Genomic DNA, 17,849 nt, shown 5'->3' with positions numbered 1-17,849 from the left:
GCGCGGGTTCCTGCCCTGGACGGTTCCGCGCCGGATGATGGGCGGCACCGGCCGGGCCGGGAAGCCCGGCGCGGCTTGACACTGCCGGCCCGCGGCGGCATCGGCCGGATGAGCCCCCGAGGACCCGGATGCAGCCGCACGGCTTCGGCCCCCCACGCCTCCGCCTGCTGGCCGACGACCTGACCGGGGCGCTCGACAGCGCCGCCGAGCTGGCCGGGCGCTGCGGCCCGATGCCGGTGGCCTGGCAGGATGCGGGCCCGGCTGCGGGCAGCCTGGCGATCGACAGCGGCACGCGGGAAGCCGGGCGGGACTCGGCCTTCGCCCGGGTCGCCGCCCTGGCCCCGGCGCTCGCCGGCGCCGACATCGCCTACAAGAAGCTCGACAGCCTCTGGCGCGGCCAGCCGGCGGCGGAACTGGCCGCCTGCCTTGCCAGCGGCGCCTGGGCGCATTGCGTGCTGGCCCCGGCCTTCCCGGCGCAGCGCCGCATCACCCGCGGCGGAAGGGTGCTGGTCGGCCGGCCGGAGGGCGGCTGGGACACCGCGCCAGTCGACCCCGTGGCGGCGCTGGCGGCGGAAGGACTGGATGCGCAGCCAGGGTGCCTGGACCGGCCGCTGCCGCCGGGCATCAGCCTGTTCGATGCCGAGACCGAGGCCGACCTCGCTTGCATCGTCGCGCTCGGCCGTGCCGCGCCGGGGCCGGTGCTGTGGTGCGGCAGCGGCGGCCTGGCCCGCGCCCTGGCCGGCGATGCGGTGCTGCCGCCCGACACGCGGCTCGCCCGCCCGGTGCTCGGCCTGTTCGGCTCCGACCATGCGGTCACCGCGCGGCAACTGGCGGCCTGCGGCGAGACCTGGCTGCGCGTGCCGGAAGGCGACGCGGCGCCGGTCGCGCGCCGGCTGGCGGCGGGGCTGGCGCTGGTCAGCCTCGACCTGCCGCCCGGCCTCGACCGCGCCACCGCAGCGGGGCGGATCGCCGCCGGCTTCGCCGCGCTCGCCCGATCCCTGCCCCGCCCCGGCACGCTGATCGTCGCCGGCGGGGAGACGCTGCGCGCGCTCTGCGACGGGCTCGGCGCCCGGGGCCTGCTGGCGACCGGGCTGGTGACGCCCGGGGTGCCGCGGTCCCGGCTGCTGGGCGGCGGCTGGGACGGCCTCGCCGTCGTCTCCAAATCCGGCGCCTTCGGCCCGGACGCGCTGTGGCGCGACCTTCTCGCCGGCAACGGCCTTTCCCTCGGGAGCATCGACGCATGACGCGGCATCTGGCCATCACCATGGGCGACCCGGCCGGGATCGGCCCCGAGATCATCGTCAAGGCCTGCCGGGCGCTGGCGCCGCGCCTGGCGGACGGGACGCTGAAGCTGCTGGTGATCGGCCATGGCAGCGCCCTGGAACGTGCCCGCGCCGCCTTCGCGCCGGAGCTGTCCATCCCCGCCGTCGCGCTGGGCAACGACTGGCCGGCGCTCGCCTTCCTGCAGGCCGGCGAGGAGGCGGCGCCGATCGAGGCCGGCGTCTTGTCCTCGGAGGCCGGGCGCTTCGCCTACCTGGCCATCGAGCACGGCGTCCGCCTGGCCCAGGCCGGCCGGGTCGGCGGGCTGGTGACCGCGCCACTGAACAAGGAGGCGCTGAACAACGCCGGCCACCACTATGCCGGGCATACCGAGATGCTGGCCGACCTCACCGGCGTGAAGGGCAGCGTGATGCTGCTGGCGCACGGCAACATGCGGGTCAGCCACGTCACCACCCATTGCGCGCTGGAGGACGTACCCCGGCGCGTCACCCCGGCCCGCATCCGCCTGGTGCTGGACCTGACGCACAAGGCGCTGCGCGACCTCGGCATCGCCGCGCCGCACATCGCCGTCGCCGCGCTGAACCCGCATGCCGGCGAGGGCGGGCTGTTCGGCCGGCAGGATATCGACGTGGTGGCGCCGACCATCGCGGAGGCGGTGCGCGACGGGCTGCGCGTCACCGGCCCGGTGCCGGGCGACACGGTCTTCGTGAAGCTGCGCGCCGGGCAGTTCGACGCGGTGGTGGCGATGTACCACGACCAGGGGCATATCCCGGTGAAGCTGCTGGGCTTCCATGTCGACCCGGCGACGGGGAAGTGGGATGCGCTGTCGGGGGTGAACATCACGCTGGGCCTGCCGGTGATCCGCACCAGCGTGGACCATGGCACCGCCTTCGACATCGCCGGCCAGGGGATCGCCAGCGAGCGCAGCCTGGTCGAGGCGATCGAGTATGCCGAGCAACTGGCCGCGGCCTGAAGCGCAGGCCAGGGAGGAAATGCTTTCCTCCCCAAACTTGCCCTCCTCCGCACCCCACCCCTAGCCTGAAGCAAAGCAACACAGGGGGGTGGGATTCATGATCCGCAGAACATTCGCGCTGGCCGCACTCGGCCTCGCGCTGCTGCTGCACCCGGCCGCCGCGCACACGCCGGCCCAGCCGCCGCACCAGATGTTCAAGCTGGGCGACTTCAGGCTGGAAAGCGGCGAGGTGATCCGCGACTTCGGCATCTCCTATGTCACCCACGGCACGCTGAACGCGGCGAAGTCGAACGCCATCCTCATGGTCACCGCGATCGGCGGCAACCACCACCGGATCGACTTCCTGATCGGCCCGGGCAAGGCGCTCGACACCGACCGCTACTTCATCGTCGCCACCGACGCGATCGGCAACGGGCTCACCACCTCGCCGTCCAACAGCACCGCGCAGCCGCGCATGCAGTTCCCGCGCTTCGCCATCCGCGACATGGTGGAATCGCAGCGCCGGCTGCTGGTCGACCACCTGGGCATCAACCACGTCGTCAGCGTGGTCGGGCCGTCCATGGGCGGGATGCAGGTGCTGCAATGGGGCGTCAGCCAGCCCGGCTTCATGGACAGCCTGGTCGCCATGGTGCCGCTGGCCCGGACGCCGGCCTGGACGGTCGCGGTGCTGGAGGCCAGCCGCAAGGCGATCATGCTCGACCCAGCCTGGCAGGGCGGCAACTACACCGCGCCGCCACTGGCCGGCATCCGGCTGTGGCGCGACATCCTGTCCTTCCTGTCGGCGCGGACACCCGACATGTACGGGACGCAATTCGCCGCCGACCCGCTGGCCGTGCTGCCCTGGCTGAAGGCCCAGGAGGACGCGCAGCTCACCATCTTCGACGCCAACGATTGGCTGTACCAGACCTGGGCTTATGAAAGGCACGATGTGGGCGCAACGCCCGGCATGGGCGGCGACATGGCCAAGGCGCTGGGGTCCATCCAGGCGAGGACGCTGATCCTGACCGGCACCAAGGACCTGCTGAACCCGGAATACGAACCGGCCGCGGCGGCGAAGCTGATTCGCGGCGCGCAGCTCGTGACCATCAGCCCGGGCACGGTGACCGGCCACGCATCGGCCGGCGGGGTCTTCCCGGCGGACGTGGAATTCCTCGACCGGGAGATCGGCCGCTTCCTCGGCGCCGCGGCGCGGTAGCGCGGCAGGCATCGCGCATGCAGCCCCGGGGCGACCGGCGGCCATCCGCCGTGCCATCCTCGGCACGGCCATGACCATCGCCGTGCCGGGCTGCCGCACCAGGGGACCGCCGATGAAAGTCGCGATGTACAGCACCAAGCCCTATGACCGCCGCTCCTTCGAGGCGGCGAACGGCGCGGGGCACGATCTCGTCTTCCTGGAACCGCGGCTGACCATTGATACCGCGGTGCTGGCGCAGGGCGCCGCGGCGGTCTGCCCCTTCGTCAACGACGACCTCTCGGCCCCGGTGCTGGAAGCGCTGGCCGCCGGCGGCACGCGGCTGGTCGCGCTGCGCTGCGCCGGCTTCAACAACGTCGACCTGAAGGCGGCGGCACGGCTCGGCATCGCGGTCGCGCGCGTCCCGGCCTATTCGCCGCATGCGGTGGCGGAGTTCACCATCGGCCTGCTGCTGTCCCTGGTGCGCGGCATCCACCGCGCCTACCAGCGCACCCGGGACGGCAATTTCGCGCTCGACGGGCTGCTCGGCTTCGACCTGCACGGCCGGACCGTCGGCGTCATCGGCACCGGCAAGATCGGCGCGCTGGTGGCGCGCAGCCTGGCGCTCGGCTTCGGCTGCCGGGTGCTGGCGCAGGACCTGTTCCCCGACCCTGCCCTCGCCGCGATCGGCGTCACCTACACCGACCTGCCGACCATCATGGCCGCGGCCGACATCCTCACCCTGCACTGCCCGCTGACGCCGGAGACCCGGCACCTGGTACGGGCCGAAACGCTCGCCCTGGCCAAGCCCGGCCTGGTGCTGGTGAACACCAGCCGCGGCGGGCTGATCGACGCGGAAGCGGCGATCGAAGCGCTGAAGGCCGGCCGGCTCGGCGGCCTGGCGATCGATGTCTACGAACAGGAAGCCGACCTCTTCTTCGAGGACCTGTCGAACGAGATCCTGTCCGACGACGTCTTCGCCCGGCTGCTGACCTTCCCCAACGTGCTGGTCACCGGCCACCAGGCCTTCTTCACGCGGGAGGCGCTGGGGGCGATCGCCGCGATCACCCTGGGGAACTGCACGAAATTCGCCGCGGGCGAGGCGCTGGGCGCCGCGGCGGTGACGGAGGCGGCGGTGGTGGCGCCGAAGCCCGCGGCGGCTGGCTGACGGAAGGCAAAAGGCCAGGGAGGAAGCATCCTCCCTGGCCCCAACCTTCCTCGCCTAATCCTCCTCCAGCGCCCGCCCGGCCCGATGCCGCCGCAGCAGCCTGAGCCCCAGCAGCACCGATCCCAGCAGCATCGCCGCCGCCAGCCCGATCTGCCACCCGCCATCCACCCGCACGCCCTTGCCCAGCAGCGCGAAGACCAGCGTCTGCGGCAGATACCCGATGGCGGAGGCCGCCAGGAACGGCGCCGCGGCGATCCCCGCCATCCCGGCCAGCAGGTTCAGCGCCAGGTTGTTCCCCACCGGCAGCAGCCGCAGCGCCAGGGTGGTGTCGAAGGGGTTCTCCGCCAGCGCGTCGCGCAGCGGCCGCAGCCGCCGGCCGAAGCGTCCAGCCAGGCGGCGTTCCGCCCAGTCCCGCCCGACCAGCCGGGCCCAGGCGAAGGCGATGGCCGCGCCCAGCAGCTGCGCCGCCAGCCCAAGCCCGGTGCCCATCACCGCGCCGAAGGCATAGCCGCCGAGGAAGGCCACGCCCTGCCGCGGCAGTCCCGCCGCCGCAGCGGCCGTCCCGGCCAGCAGGAACAGCGTCTCGCCCAGGATGCCCTGGCCACGGATGTAGCGGTCCACCCAGTCGGTGCCCGGCGCGGCGCCCAGCGCCCGCAGCAGCAGCCCGCCCAGGATCAGCCCCGCCGCCAGGACCAGCAGCTTGCCGACCGACCGCAGCCGCGCGCCCGTCATTCCTGCGGGTCTAAGATCGGCCGCTTCCAGCGCCGCTGCAGCCAGGCGACGCCGACCAGGTCGAACAGGCTCACCGCCAGCCGGTCCAGCGTGCCGTAGTTGGAGATGCCGCGCACCCGCGGCCGGTGGTTCACCGGCTCGCTGACAACCCGGCCGCCCTGGCGCAGCACCAGGGCCGGCAGGAAGCGGTGCATGTGGTCGAAGGCCGGCAGGTCGAGGAAGAGCGCGCGCGGAAACACCTTCAGCCCGCAACCGGTATCCGGCGTCGCATCCCGCAGCAGCCGGGCGCGGATGGCATTGGCGATGCGGCTGGACCGCCGCTTCACCCAGCTATCCTTCCGCGTCACCCGGTGCCCGGCGACCAGGATCTGGCCGCCCTCGGCCTGGGCGCGGGCCAGCATGCGCGGGATGTCGGCCGGGTCGTTCTGCCCGTCGCCGTCCAGCGTGGCGATCCAGGTGCCGCGCGCCGCCCGCACCCCGCTGACCACCGCGGCCGACTGGCCGCAGCTGGCGCGGTGCCGCAGCACCCGCAGCGGCGCGGTGGCGGCCGCCGCCCGCAGCGCCGCCGGGGTGTCGTCGGACGACCCGTCGTCGACATAGACGATCTCGTGCCGGATGCCGGCCAGCGCCGCCTCGATCTCGGCCACCAGGGGGCCGATGTTCGGCGCCTCGTTGCGGACCGGGATGACGACGGACAGCGGCAGGGGCGCGGCGGCGCCCGGCCGGCCCGCGGCACCCTGCGGCGCCGGCACGTCGGCCGCGGGCGCCGGATGATCGGCTTGGGGCATGGCGGCGCGGGTAGCAGCAAGGCGCACCCCCTGCAAGACGTGACGCCTGCGGATGCAGGATGGCCGGGGGCATCCTATACTCGCGGTATGCCATTCGATGCCAAGGCCGAAGCCGCCCTCCGCCACACCCCGGACCAGGGCCCGAAGCCCCGTCCCATCGCGCTCTGGCTGCTCACGGTGGCCGGCATGGTCTGGGCCATGGTCGCCCTCGGCGGCGCCACCCGCCTCACCGGCTCCGGCCTGTCGATCATGGAATGGGCGCCGCTGTCCGGCACCCTGCCGCCGCTGTCCGAGACCGAGTGGCGCCGGCTCTACGCGCTGTACCAGACCATCCCGCAATATGCCCTGGTCAACCAGGGCTTCGGGCTGGACGGCTTCAAGCAGATCTTCTGGCTGGAATGGGCGCACCGGCTCTGGGGCCGGCTGATCGGCCTGGCCTATGCCCTGCCGCTGGCCTGGTTCTGGCTGCGCGGACGGATCCCCGCCGGGCTCAAGCGCCGCCTGCTGCTGCTGCTGCTGCTGGGCGGCATGCAGGGGGCGATCGGCTGGTTCATGGTCGCCTCCGGCTTCGAGGCCGACCGCACCGCGGTCTCGCCCTACCGGCTGGTGCTGCACCTCTCGATGGCGCTCGGCCTCTACGCCGCGCTGCTCTGGACCGGGCTTTCGCTGCTGCGCGGGCCTGCGGGCGCGCTGCCGGCGGCGGCCGGCACCGTCCGCCGCCAGGCAAAGGCGGCGGCCTGGCTGCTGGTGGCGGCGATGCTGGCTGGCGGCTTCGTCGCCGGGATCCGCGCGGGGTTCGACTACAACACCTTCCCGCTGATGGACGGGGCCTGGGTGCCGGACGGCTATTGGCGGCTGGAGCCGGCCTGGCGGAACCTCACCCTCAATATCCCGGCGGTGCAGTTCAATCATCGCCTGCTGGCGACGCTGGCCACCCTGGCCGCGCTGGGCGCCGCGCTGGCCGGCTGGCGGCGGCTGCCGCCGGGCTTCGCCCGCCGCGCCTGCCTCGGCCTCGGCGCGGCGGTCTGCCTGCAATACGCGCTGGGCATCGCCACCCTGCTGCTGGTGGTGCCGGCCTGGCTCGGCACGCTGCACCAGGCTTGCGCCGTGCTCGTGCTGACCGCCGCCCTGGTCGCGCTGCACGGCCTGCGCGATCCTGCCGCGGACACTGCGGGGAGGGCGACATGACAGACCACGGGGCCAGTGCCGCGGCGCTGGACGAAGCCCTCGCCGCGATGCCGCTGGGCGTCTGGGTCGTCGGCGCCGACCAGCGCCTGGTCCTGGCCAATGCGGCGACCCGGCAGGTCACCGGGATCGACCCCGCCGAGACCCCGCCCGGCCTGCCGGTGGCCGATCTGGTACGCCGCTACGCCTTCCGTGGCATCTATGGGGAGGGCGACCCGAACAGCCTGGCCGCCGAGCATCTGGCGATCGACCGCAGCCGCCCCTTCCGCCGTCTGTTCCGCCGCACCGACGGCGCCAGCTTCGAGCAGGTCGGCATGCCGCTGGCCGCGGGAGGCTATGTCGCCGCGGTGGTCGAGGTGACCGGCTACGTCGCCCTGACGCAGGAGGCGCAGGGCCGCGCCCGGCGGCTGGAGACCCTGCTCGCGCACCTGCATGGCGGCGTCGCCGCCTATGACGCGGAGCGCTGCGTGCTGTTCAACAATCCGGCCTATGAGGACCTGCTCGGCCTGCCGCGCGGCACGCTGCGCCCCGGCACCTCCTACGAGACGCTGTTCGCCATGCTGGCCGAACGTGGCGAATTCGCCAATCTCGACGCCGAGGCGGTGATCGCCGACCGCCGCCGGATCGACCGCACCCGCCCCACCACCTACCAGCGCGTCCGGCCGAACGGCGATGCGCTGCGGATCGAGAGCCAGCCGCTGCCCGAGGGCGGCTACCTGGTCGAGCTGATCGACATCAGCGCGGCGCGGCGGGCCGAGGCCGAGGCGCGGCGACGGGCAGCCCTGCTGGATGGCGTGCTCGCCTCGCTGCCGCACGGCGTCGTCGTCTATGGCGCGGATGGCCGCGTCGCGATGGTCAACGCCGCCTACCAGGCGATCATGGCGGGGGCCGAGCTGGCGGTCGGCGAGCACCGCGACGAGATCACCCGCCGCCGCGCCGAACAGGGCGAATACGGCGCGGAGGCGCCGGCGATGCTGGCCCTGCTGCAGCCCCAGGCGATCTCGCAGTCGATGGCACCGCTGCAGCGGACCCGGCCGGATGGCCGGGTGCTCGACCTGCGCTATGCGCCGCTGCCGGATGGCGGCATCGTCCAGGTCACCACCGACATCACCGCCCTGCACGCCGCCCGGGCCGAGGCGACCGGCCGCGCCGCGCAGCTGCAGGTCATGCTCGACAACATGCGGCACGGCATCGCGCTGTATGACGCGGAGATGCGGCTGGTCGTCGCCAACCAACTGGCCAACCGGCTGACCGGCCTGCCGGCGGAGTCGATGGTGCCCGGCCGGCATATCCTCGACCTGGTGCAGGAACAGGCCGACCGCGGCGTGTTCGGCGACCCGCAGGCGACCGCGCGGGCGTTGGCGACGGCGGTGACGATGGATCGCCGCCGGCCCACCCAGCGCATCCTGCACCGGCCCGACGGCAGCGTCATCGAGGTGGTGACCGACCCGACGCCGGATGGCGGCTATGTGGTCACCTTCGGCGACGTCACCGCCCGCGCCAGGGCCCAGGCGGCGGAGCAGGCCCAGGCCACGCTGCTGCAGGTGGCGCTGGAATCGATGCGGCACGGCTTCATCCTGTACGATGCCGAGGCCCGCGTGGTCGCCGCCAATGCGATCGCCGCCGATTGCTGCGGCCTGGCGCCGGAAGACGTGGCCCCCGGCCGCAGCCTCGACGAGGTGCTGAGGCGGCAGCTTGCCGCCGGCGTCTACGGCACGGGCGAGGCGGCCGAGGCGACGCGGCGGATGCTGCTCGGGCTCGACCGCAGCCAACCCTTCGAGACCCGCCGCCCGCTGCCCGACGGACGGGTGATGGAGATGCGCTCGGCGCCGACGCCGGCGGGCGGCTTCGTCGTCACCCTGACCGATGTCACCGCCCTGGCCCAGGCGGAGGCCGCGGCGCGCGAGCGGGCCAACCTGCTGCAGGCGATGCTCGACAACATGCGGCACGGCATCGTGGTGTTCGGTGCCGACCACCGCGTGCTGGCGGCCAACGACCTGTGCAGCACACTGGGAGGCATGGCACCGGGGACGGTGCGGCCCGGCCGCGGCCTGCCGGAGCTGGTCGCCGAACGGGTCGCGGCCAACGGCCCCTTCGAGCCGGACGCGGCGGCGGCGGCGGTTGCCGAGGATCTCGGGCTCGACCGCCAGCAGCCGCATCGGCGGGAACGGCCGAATGCGCATGGCCGGATGGTGTCGGTTACCTCCGACCCGCTGCCGGATGGCGGCTTCGTCATCAGCTATGTCGATACCACCGCGGTGCACGCGGCCAGGGCCGAGGCGCAGCACCGCGCCCTGCTGCTGCAGACGATGCAGGATTCGATGCGGCACGGCATCGCGCTGTTCGGCCCCGACCAGCGGCTGATCGTCGCCAACCGGCTTGCCCCCGACCTCGCCGGCATGCCGGCCGAGGAGATGGTCCCCGGCATCACCCCGCGCGACCTGGCGATGTGGCAGTTGCGGCACGGCGTCTTCGGCCAGGGCCCGGACGCCGAGGCCGAGGCGCTGGACGTGGCGCAGCGCGACCGCAGCCGGTCGCATCCGGTGCGCCGCCGCATGCCGGACGGCCGCGTGGTGGACAGTGTGTCCGACCCGACGCCCGACGGCGGCTTCGTCATCACCTGGACCGACGTGACCGCCCAGGTCGCGGCGGAGACGGCGGCGGCGGACCGCACCGCGACGCTGCAGGCGATGATCGACACCATGCACCATGGCGTGGTGCTGTTCGGCCCCGACCATCGCTTCATCGCCGACAACCGCCTGGCACGCGAACTGGCCGGGATGCCGGATGCGATGGCCGTCCCGGGCGCCGGCTTCGCCGAGATGACGGCGCAGCTGTTCAGCCGCGGCGCAACCGGCGATGCGGCGCTCGACGCGGAATTCGGCCAAAAGGCAATGACCGCCGACCGCCGCCGGCCGCTGCACTATACCCGGCCGCTGCCGGACGGCCGGACGCTGGAAGTCTTCTCCGACCCGATGCCGGACGGCGGCTTCGTCATCACCCTGTCCGACATCACCCCGCTGGCGCGGGCCGAGGCGGAGGCGAAGCGGCGCGCCGCGACCCAGGCGGTGATGCTGGACGTGATCCGCCACGGCATCGCGCTGTTCGGCCCCGACCGGCGGCTGGTGGCGGCGAACCGGCTGGCCGCCGAGCTCAGCGGCGTCCCGGCGGATTTCCTGACCACCGGCATGCGGTTCGACGACGCGGTGCAGTACCAGCACGACACCGGCGTCTTCGGCACCGAAAACGAGACGATCCTGCAGCGCGCGCTGACCGCCGACCGGGCGCAGACGCTGCGCTACCATCGCCGCGCGCCCGACGGGCGGCTGATCGAGGTGGTGTCCGACCCGACCTCGGACGGCGGCTTCGCCCTCACCTATTCCGACATCACCGCGCTGGCCGCGGCCGAGGCCGCCGCGGCGTCGCGCGCCGCGACGCTGCAGGCGGCGCTCGACAACATGCGACACGGGCTGCTGATCTACGGCGCCGACCGCCGGCTGCTGGCGGCGAATGCCCTGGCGGCCGAGCTGTCCGCCCTGGCGCCCGAGGATGTCACGCCGGGCGCCGCCTTCGACGACCTGCTGCGGCGGCAGCATGCGGCCGGACTGTTCGGCGCGGAGCCGGAGGCGACGGCGGTGCTGCGGCGGCTGCTGGCGGCCGACCGCACCCTGCGCGGCCGGCGCATGCGGCCGCTGGCGGATGGCAGGCTGGTCGAGGTCTTCACCGACCCGACCCCGGATGGCGGCTTCGTCATCAGCTTCACCGACATCACCGCCCGCGCCCGGGCCGAGGCCGATGCCAAGCAGCGCGCCGGGCTGCTGCGCGATGCGCTCGACAGCATGCGGCACGGGTTGATGCTGTTCGGCCCCGACCGCCGGCTGCTGACCGCGAACCGGCTGGCCGGGCCGGATTACGGCCTGCCCGACCTGCGCGGCCGCGAGGGGACGCCGTTCGAGGTCCTGGTCGCGGAGCAGGACCGGGCCGGCGAGTTCGGCCCCGGCAGCACCCCGACGACCGGCCCGCTGCACGAGGAGGTCATGCGGCTCGACCGCAGCCGGTCGCAGCGCTACCGACGGCGGCGGCTGGACGGCAAGGTGATCGAGATCGGCTCCGACCCGACGCCCGACGGCGGCTTCGTCGTCACCCATACCGACGTCACCGAATTGGCCCGGGCGCAGGACGAGGCCACCGCGCGGGCCGCGGTGCTGCAGCTCATGCTCGACAACATGCGGCACGGCATCGCGCATTTCGACCGCGACAAGCGGCTGGTCACCGCCAACCGGCTGGCCGCCGAGTTCAACGGCTTCGACCCGGCGCTGCTGCAGCCGGGCGTGGATGCGGCGGAGCTCGCGCTGGCCTCGATGCGGGCCGGGATGATCACGGCCGAGGCGGTGCAGGCCGGGCTGGCCGACGACTACACCAGGCCGCAGCGCCGCAGCCGGGTGCGGCCGGACGGCAGGGTGATCGAGATCTTCACCGACCCGACGCCGGACGGCGGCTTCGTCGCCACCTACAGCGACGTCACCGCGCTGACCGCAGCCGAGGCGGAGGCGCGCGAGCGTGCCCGCATCCTGCAGGTGATGCTGGACAACCTGCGGCACGGCATCCAGCTGTTCGATGCCGACCAGCGGCTGGTCGCCGCCAACCGGCTGGCTGCCGACCTGACCGGCTATCCGGCCGCCCAATTGCCGGAGGGCATCCGGCTGGCCGACCTCATCGACACGCAGTTCGCCGCCAGCGCGGTTCACGGCGATGCTTCGGCGCTGCGGACCATGGCGCTGGCGATCGACCGGACCCGGCCCGCCCGCTACGTCCGGCCGCACCGCGACGGCCGCATCATCGAGGTGACGTCGGACCCGACGCCGGGCGGCGGCTTCGTCATCACCATGGCCGATATCAGCGCCCTGGCCCGGGCCGAGGCGGAAACCCAGCAGCGCGCCACGGTGCTGCAGGCCATGCTGGACAACATCCGCCACGGCATCGTGCTGTTCGACGCCGCGGGGCGGATCCTCGCGGTGAACCCGATCCTGCTGGCGCTGCTCGACCTGCCCGAGGAGATCATGCGGACCGGCGGCAGCTTCGACGGCTTCATCGACTACCTGCTGGACCGCGGCGAATACGGCGAGGGCGAGGCGGCACGCGCGGTGGCCGCGCGGCTGAAGGGCCGCGACCGGCGGGAGCCGGTGCGCAGCACCCGCACCCGGCCGAACGGGACGGTGCTGGAGATCGCCTCGGAACCCGTGCCCGGCGGCGGCTTCGTGCTCGCCCTGACCGACGTGACCGAGGACCGCCGCATCCGCGGCGAACTGGAGGCCGCCAAGGACGCCGCCGAGACGGCGAACCGCACCAAGTCGCGCTTCCTGGCGACGATGAGCCACGAGCTGCGCACCCCGCTGAACGCGGTGATCGGCTTCTCCGAGGCGATCTCGGCCGACCCCGACCCGGAGCGCGGCAGGGAATACGTCCGCTCGATCCACGAGGCCGGGCGGCACCTGCTGTCGCTGATCGACGACATCCTCGACGTGACGCGGGCGGAGACGATCGGCTTCAGCACGACGGAGGCCGAGGTGCCGCCGATCCCGCTGCTGGAGGGGGTGGTGCGGGTGATGCAGGCGACGGCCTCCACCGCCGGCGTGGCGGTGGTGGCGGCGCTGCCGCCGGCGCTGCCGCTGCTGCGGGCGGATGCGCTGCGGCTGCGCCAGGTGCTGCTGAACCTCGTTTCCAACGCGGTGAAATTCACCCCGCAGGGCGGGCTGGTCACGGTCTCGGCCGAGGCGCCGGCGGAGGGCGGGCTGGTGATGCGGGTGACCGACAGCGGCATCGGCATCAAGCCGGAGGACATCCCGCGCGCCTTCGAGCCCTTCACCCAGCTCGATTCATCCTTGTCGCGCCGCTTCCCCGGCTCCGGCCTCGGCCTATATCTATCGAGAGCCCTGGCCGAGGCGCAGGGCGCGACGCTGACATTGGAATCCGTCCCCGGCGCCGGCACCACCGCCATGCTGCGCTTCCCCAAGTCCCGGCTGATCACCTCGCTCGCTGCCTGAGGCCGCCGGCATTCACGGAAAGGTTTTTTCATGCCGCTCGACACGCCGCTTTCCGTCACCGACCGCCTGTTCTTCGCCGAGCTCGACCGCGCCGGGTCGGAGCGCATCCTGAAGCAGGCGCTGGACGGCGCCGAGGACGGCGAGCTGTTCCTCGAATACCGCGAGAGCGAGATGATCTCGCTCGACGACGGCCGCATCCGCTCCGCCACCTTCGACGCGACCAAGGGCTTCGGCCTGCGCGCGGTGGCCGGCGAGGCCGCCGGCTATGCCCATTCCGGCGAGTTGTCGGAGGCCGCCCTGGCGCGTGCCGCCGACACCGTCGGCGCGGTGCGGCAGGGCCGGTCCGGCACGCTGGACGTGGCACCCCGGGCGACCAATGCGCGGCTGTACGAGGATGCCAACCCACTTGCGCGGCTCGACTTCGGCGCCAAGACCACCTTGCTGGGCGAGATCGACGCCTTCGCCCGGTCGCGCGACCCGCGGGTCAAGCAGGTCATGGCGTCCATGTACGGCGAATGGCAGGCGGTGCAGATCCTGCGTGCCGACGGCACCCGCGTCGCCGATATCCGCCCGCTGGTGCGGCTGAACGTCGCCGTGGTGGTGGAACAGGACGGCCGGCGGGAGACCGGCAGCCACGGCATGGGCGGCCGGTTCGACTATGCCCGCATCCTCGGCGAGGAAAGCTGGAAGGCGGCGGTGGACGAGGCGCTGCGCCAGGCGCTGGTCAACCTCGACAGCGTGCCGGCCCCGGCCGGGGAGATGGAGGTGGTGCTCGGCCCGGGCTGGCCGGGGATCCTGCTGCACGAGGCGATCGGGCACGGCCTGGAAGGCGACTTCAACCGCAAGAAGACCAGCGCCTTCTCCGGCCTGCTGGGCCAGCGGATCGCAGCCCCCGGCGTCACGGTGATCGACGACGGCACCATGCCCGACCGGCGCGGTTCGCTGACGGTGGACGACGAGGGCACGCCGACCAACCGCACCGTGCTGATCGAGGACGGCGTCCTCGTCGGCTTCCTGCAGGACCGGCAGAATGCGCGGCTGATGGGCGTGGCGCCGACCGGCAACGGCCGCCGGCAGAGCTACGCGCATGCGCCGATGCCGCGGATGACCAACACGGTGATGCTGGGCGGGGCACAGGTGCCGGAGGAGATCATCCGCAGCGTGAAGCGCGGCCTCTACGCGGTGAATTTCGGCGGCGGGCAGGTGGACATCACCTCCGGCAAGTTCGTCTTCTCGGCCTCCGAGGCCTACATGATCGAGGACGGCAGGCTGGGCGCGCCGGTGAAGGGTGCGACCCTGATCGGCAACGGGCCGGATTCGCTGACCAAGGTGACGATGGTCGGCAACGACATGGCGCTGGACGCGGGGATCGGCACCTGCGGCAAGCAGGGCCAGGGCGTGCCGGTGGGCGTCGGGCAGCCGACCCTCAAGCTGGCGGGGCTGACGGTGGGCGGCACGGCGGTATGACGATCCGCCAGGCGCGGCCCGGCGAGGCGCCGCGCCTGGCGGCGATCGTCGAAGCGGCCTACGGCCCCTGGGTCCCCATCATCGGCCGCCGTCCCTTCCCGATGCAGGACGACTATGCCGCCCGCATCGAAGCCGGCGAGGCCTGGGTCCTGGAGGAGGCCGGCGCCATCCACGCCCTGCTGGTGATCGAGACGCATCCCGAACACCTCATGCTCGACAACATCGCGGTCGACCCGGGCCGGCAGGGCAAGGGCGACGGCCGCCTGCTGCTCGACTTCGCCGAGGCCGAGGCGCGGCGGCGCGGGCTGGCGGAGGTGCGGCTCTACACCAATGTGCTGATGGAGCGGAACATCGCGCTCTATGCGAAGCGCGGCTATGTCGAGACCGAGCGGCGGGCGGAGCGGGAATTCGCCCGCGTGTTCATGGCGAAGCGGCTGGGGTAATGCCGCGCGCGACAGCGCAGGCTTCGATCCGCCCCACGCAATCCGGCAGCGACGCAGAGGCGCCGATGCATTCCGCGAGGCGGCGGGCCTGCCGGGCCGGATCGTCCGGATAGACATGCGACAGGCGGTTGCGCACCCGCACCACTTCCCGGAGGCTCACAGCAGCACCCCGGTCGCCTGGGCCACGTCGTCGACCCGCCGCCGTGCATCCCCCGTCCCGAGGACCAGCGGATCGACATGCAGGTCGTCCGGCGCAGCCTCGGGCCGGGCGCCGCGCGTGCCTCCGGCGACGTCCCCGGCACCAGCCCATGCAGGTCCAGGTCGCCGCCCCGCGCGTCCGGCCGCGCCCGGCTGCCGAAGACCCTCACCTCCGCCGCCGGGCCGAAATGCCCGGCGACGATCCGCTTCACCGCGGCGATTTCCTCCGGCCGCAGGCGCACCGGCCGGGAGGGGGCGGTCACCGCTAGACCTCCGCGTGCAGCAGCGCCCGCCCGGCATCCCCGCCCCAGGCGCCGTGGTACAGCGCCAGCAGCCGGTCCGCCTGGGTCAGCCCGCTGGCGACGATCTCGTCCAGCGGCGCCAGGTAGACATCCTCGCCCAAGGCCCGCGCCCGCAGCCCGTCGCGGGCGATGGCCAGCACGTCCCGCGCCACCTCGCGCAGCGTCCGGCCGCGGATGGTGGCACCCAGCGCCTCGCGCGGGGCGGCGAGCCGCAGCGCGCGGATCTCTTCCACGTCCCAGTCACGGACCAGCGCCGCTGCCGCCTTCTGCGCCGCCGCGTCGTAGAGCAGCCCAACCCACAGCGCCGGCTGGGCGACGATCATCGCCGCAGAGCCGGCGTCCGAGCCGCGCATCTCGAGGAAGCGCTTCAGCCGCACATCGGTGAAGGCGGTCGTCACATGGTCGGCGAAGTCGCCCATGGTGGCGCGCTCGCCCGGGAGCGTATCCAGCCTGCCATCGAGGAAATGCCGGAAATTCCGCCCGGCCGCGTCCAGCCACCGGCCTTCGCGCATGACGAAATACATCGGCATGTCGAGCAGCCATTCGGCGAATCGCTCGAAGCCGAAGCCGTCCTCGAAGACCACGCCGGGGATGCCGGTGCGCGCCGCGTCGGTGTCGGTCCAGACCTGGCCGCGCATGGAGCGGAAGCCGTTCGGCCTGCCCTCGGTGAAGGGGGAGTTGGCGAAGAGCGCCGTCGCCACCGGCTGCAGGGCCAGGGAGATACGCAGCTTCTCGACCATGTCGGCCTCGTCGCCGTAGTCGAGGTTGGCCTGCACCGTGCAGGTCCGCTGCATCATGTCGAGCCCGAGCCTGCCCACCGTCGGCATGTAGCGCCGCATGATGGCGTAGCGGCCTTTCGGCATCCACGGCATCTGCTCCCGCGTATGCAGCGGGTGGAAGCCGAGCGGCGCGAAGCCGACGTCCATCGGCCCGCACACCGCATGCACCTCGCGCAGGTGCTGCTGCAGTTCCAGCCAGGTGCCGTGCAGGTCGGGCAGTATGCCGCCCGAGAGTTCGAGCTGCCCGGCCGGCTCCAGGCTGACCGAGGCGCTGCCGCGCTTCAGCCCGATCGGGTTGGCGCCGTCGAGGATGGGCTCCCAGCCCTCCGCCTGCAGCCCGGCCAGGATGGCCCGGATGCCGCCCGGCCCCTCGTATTCGGGGGTCGCCAGGCCGGCCCGGTGGAAGCCGAATTTCTCGTGCTCGGTGCCGACCCCCCAGTCCGCGCGCGGCTTGCTGCCGGCGGCGAACCACTCGGCCAGTTGCCGTGTGGAGGTGATCGGCGTCAGGTCCGCCTCGCCGGGATTAGACATCCTGCCCTTCCATATCGTCGGGGCCTGGGCAGGACGCCCGGCGCACGATCAAACCCTGTTCCAGTCGCCGGCCAGTGCCTGCAGCACCGCCAGCCCTGCCACCGCCGCGGTTTCCGCCCGCAGGATGCGGGGCCCGAGGGAAACCGTCGAAACAAAGGCACGGCGGCGGAGATCGTCAAGCTCCACCCGTTCGAACCCGCCTTCCGGCCCGACCAGCCAGGCCCAGGGGCCGGCGGGCATGGCCCGGGCGACCTCGGCGAGCGGCGGCGATTCCCGCCGCTCGTCGCCGACCAGCAACGGCGTGGCATCCCACGCATCCAGCACCGCATGCAAGGGGGCGGCCGGCACTACGACCGGCACGGTCAGCCGGCGGCATTGCTCGGCGGCCTCCTGGGCGATCGCGGCCAGGCGGGCGACGTTCACGCGGTCGGTGATGCTGCGCCGGGTCAGCACCGGCTGGATCAGCCCGATGCCGAGCTCGGTCGCCTTCTCGGCGATCCAGTCCATCGCGTCGCGCTTCACCGCGGCGACCAGCAGGCGGCTGCCGGGCATCGGCTCCTGCGGCCGGGTCTGCCGTTCCGGCCGGAAGCTGCAGCGGTCCTTGCGCAGCCCGGCGATGGAGGCCGCCCATTCGCCGTCCCGGCCGTTGAACAGCAGCACCGCATCGCCCGCGGCGCGGCGCATCACCCCGCCGAGGTAATGCGCCTGGCCGGCGGTGGCGGGAACCTCGGCCCCCTCCGCCAGGGGCTGGTCCAGATACAGGCGCGGGGTGGACATGCGGCCCTTT

The 17,849-nt window shown here is 73.3% G+C and carries 12 protein-coding genes; 8 read left to right on the top strand and 4 right to left on the bottom strand.

Annotated features, from left to right (window positions below):
- Window positions 1-128 precede the first annotated feature (128 nt).
- The 4 genes from ACFQS7_RS16250 to ACFQS7_RS16235 all read left to right on the top strand — a co-directional run bounded on the left by ACFQS7_RS16250 (window position 129) and on the right by ACFQS7_RS16235 (window position 4,593).
- A complete protein-coding gene (locus tag ACFQS7_RS16250; protein ID WP_380068152.1) occupies window positions 129-1,244 on the top strand; it encodes a four-carbon acid sugar kinase family protein in 1,116 nt (371 codons plus the stop codon).
- Complete coding sequence (gene pdxA / locus ACFQS7_RS16245) at window positions 1,241-2,254, top strand: 4-hydroxythreonine-4-phosphate dehydrogenase PdxA (RefSeq protein ID WP_380068151.1); 1,014 nt, start codon at window positions 1,241-1,243, stop codon at window positions 2,252-2,254. Before ACFQS7_RS16250 ends, pdxA begins: the two co-directional genes overlap by 4 nt.
- Window positions 2,255-2,351: 97 nt before the next feature.
- Window positions 2,352-3,449: an alpha/beta fold hydrolase gene (locus ACFQS7_RS16240; protein ID WP_380068150.1), complete on the top strand. Its 1,098-nt coding sequence runs from the start codon at window positions 2,352-2,354 to the stop codon at window positions 3,447-3,449.
- A gap of 112 nt (window positions 3,450-3,561) precedes the next feature.
- Complete coding sequence (locus ACFQS7_RS16235) at window positions 3,562-4,593, top strand: 2-hydroxyacid dehydrogenase (RefSeq protein ID WP_380068149.1); 1,032 nt, start codon at window positions 3,562-3,564, stop codon at window positions 4,591-4,593.
- Window positions 4,594-4,647: 54 nt separating this feature from the next.
- Here ACFQS7_RS16235 and ACFQS7_RS16230 read toward each other — a convergent pair whose 3' ends face one another.
- Complete coding sequence (locus ACFQS7_RS16230; protein ID WP_380068148.1) at window positions 4,648-5,325, bottom strand: TVP38/TMEM64 family protein; 678 nt, start codon at window positions 5,323-5,325, stop codon at window positions 4,648-4,650.
- A complete protein-coding gene (locus tag ACFQS7_RS16225) occupies window positions 5,322-6,113 on the bottom strand; it encodes a glycosyltransferase family 2 protein (RefSeq protein WP_380068147.1) in 792 nt (263 codons plus the stop codon). The genes ACFQS7_RS16230 and ACFQS7_RS16225 overlap by 4 nt, the downstream gene beginning before the upstream one ends.
- Before the next feature lie 87 nt (window positions 6,114-6,200).
- On the opposite strand from ACFQS7_RS16225, the gene ACFQS7_RS16220 reads away from it, so the two are divergent.
- Genes ACFQS7_RS16220 through ACFQS7_RS16205 form a run of 4 tightly spaced genes read left to right on the top strand, consistent with a single transcriptional unit; the run spans window position 6,201 to window position 15,252 of the window.
- On the top strand, window positions 6,201-7,301 hold the full coding sequence (locus ACFQS7_RS16220; RefSeq protein ID WP_380068146.1) for a COX15/CtaA family protein: 1,101 nt from the start codon (window positions 6,201-6,203) through the stop codon (window positions 7,299-7,301).
- Window positions 7,298-13,342, top strand: a complete 6,045-nt coding sequence (locus tag ACFQS7_RS16215) for a PAS-domain containing protein (RefSeq protein ID WP_380068145.1) — start codon at window positions 7,298-7,300, stop codon at window positions 13,340-13,342. Before ACFQS7_RS16220 ends, ACFQS7_RS16215 begins: the two co-directional genes overlap by 4 nt.
- 30 nt (window positions 13,343-13,372) lie before the next feature.
- Window positions 13,373-14,809, top strand: a complete 1,437-nt coding sequence (tldD, locus tag ACFQS7_RS16210) for a metalloprotease TldD (RefSeq protein WP_380068144.1) — start codon at window positions 13,373-13,375, stop codon at window positions 14,807-14,809.
- Window positions 14,806-15,252, top strand: coding sequence for a GNAT family N-acetyltransferase (locus ACFQS7_RS16205; protein ID WP_380068143.1), 447 nt, complete (start codon window positions 14,806-14,808; stop codon window positions 15,250-15,252). Before tldD ends, ACFQS7_RS16205 begins: the two co-directional genes overlap by 4 nt.
- Before the next feature lie 463 nt (window positions 15,253-15,715).
- Here ACFQS7_RS16205 and ACFQS7_RS16200 read toward each other — a convergent pair whose 3' ends face one another.
- Window positions 15,716-17,062, bottom strand: a complete 1,347-nt coding sequence (locus tag ACFQS7_RS16200) for a glutamate--cysteine ligase (RefSeq protein WP_380068142.1) — start codon at window positions 17,060-17,062, stop codon at window positions 15,716-15,718.
- Between the two features lie 48 nt (window positions 17,063-17,110).
- Window positions 17,111-17,839 carry a 16S rRNA (uracil(1498)-N(3))-methyltransferase gene (locus tag ACFQS7_RS16195; protein WP_380068141.1) on the bottom strand — a complete coding sequence of 243 codons (729 nt, stop codon included), beginning with the start codon at window positions 17,837-17,839 and terminating at the stop codon, window positions 17,111-17,113.
- Between the last annotated feature and the right edge of the window lie 10 nt (window positions 17,840-17,849).

It is taken from the genome of Dankookia sp. GCM10030260 (genome assembly GCF_042666655.1).
Taxonomy (GTDB): domain Bacteria; phylum Pseudomonadota; class Alphaproteobacteria; order Acetobacterales; family Acetobacteraceae; genus Paracraurococcus.
Note: the sequence above shows the minus strand (reverse complement) of the source record. Positions and strands in the feature narration are given on the sequence as shown.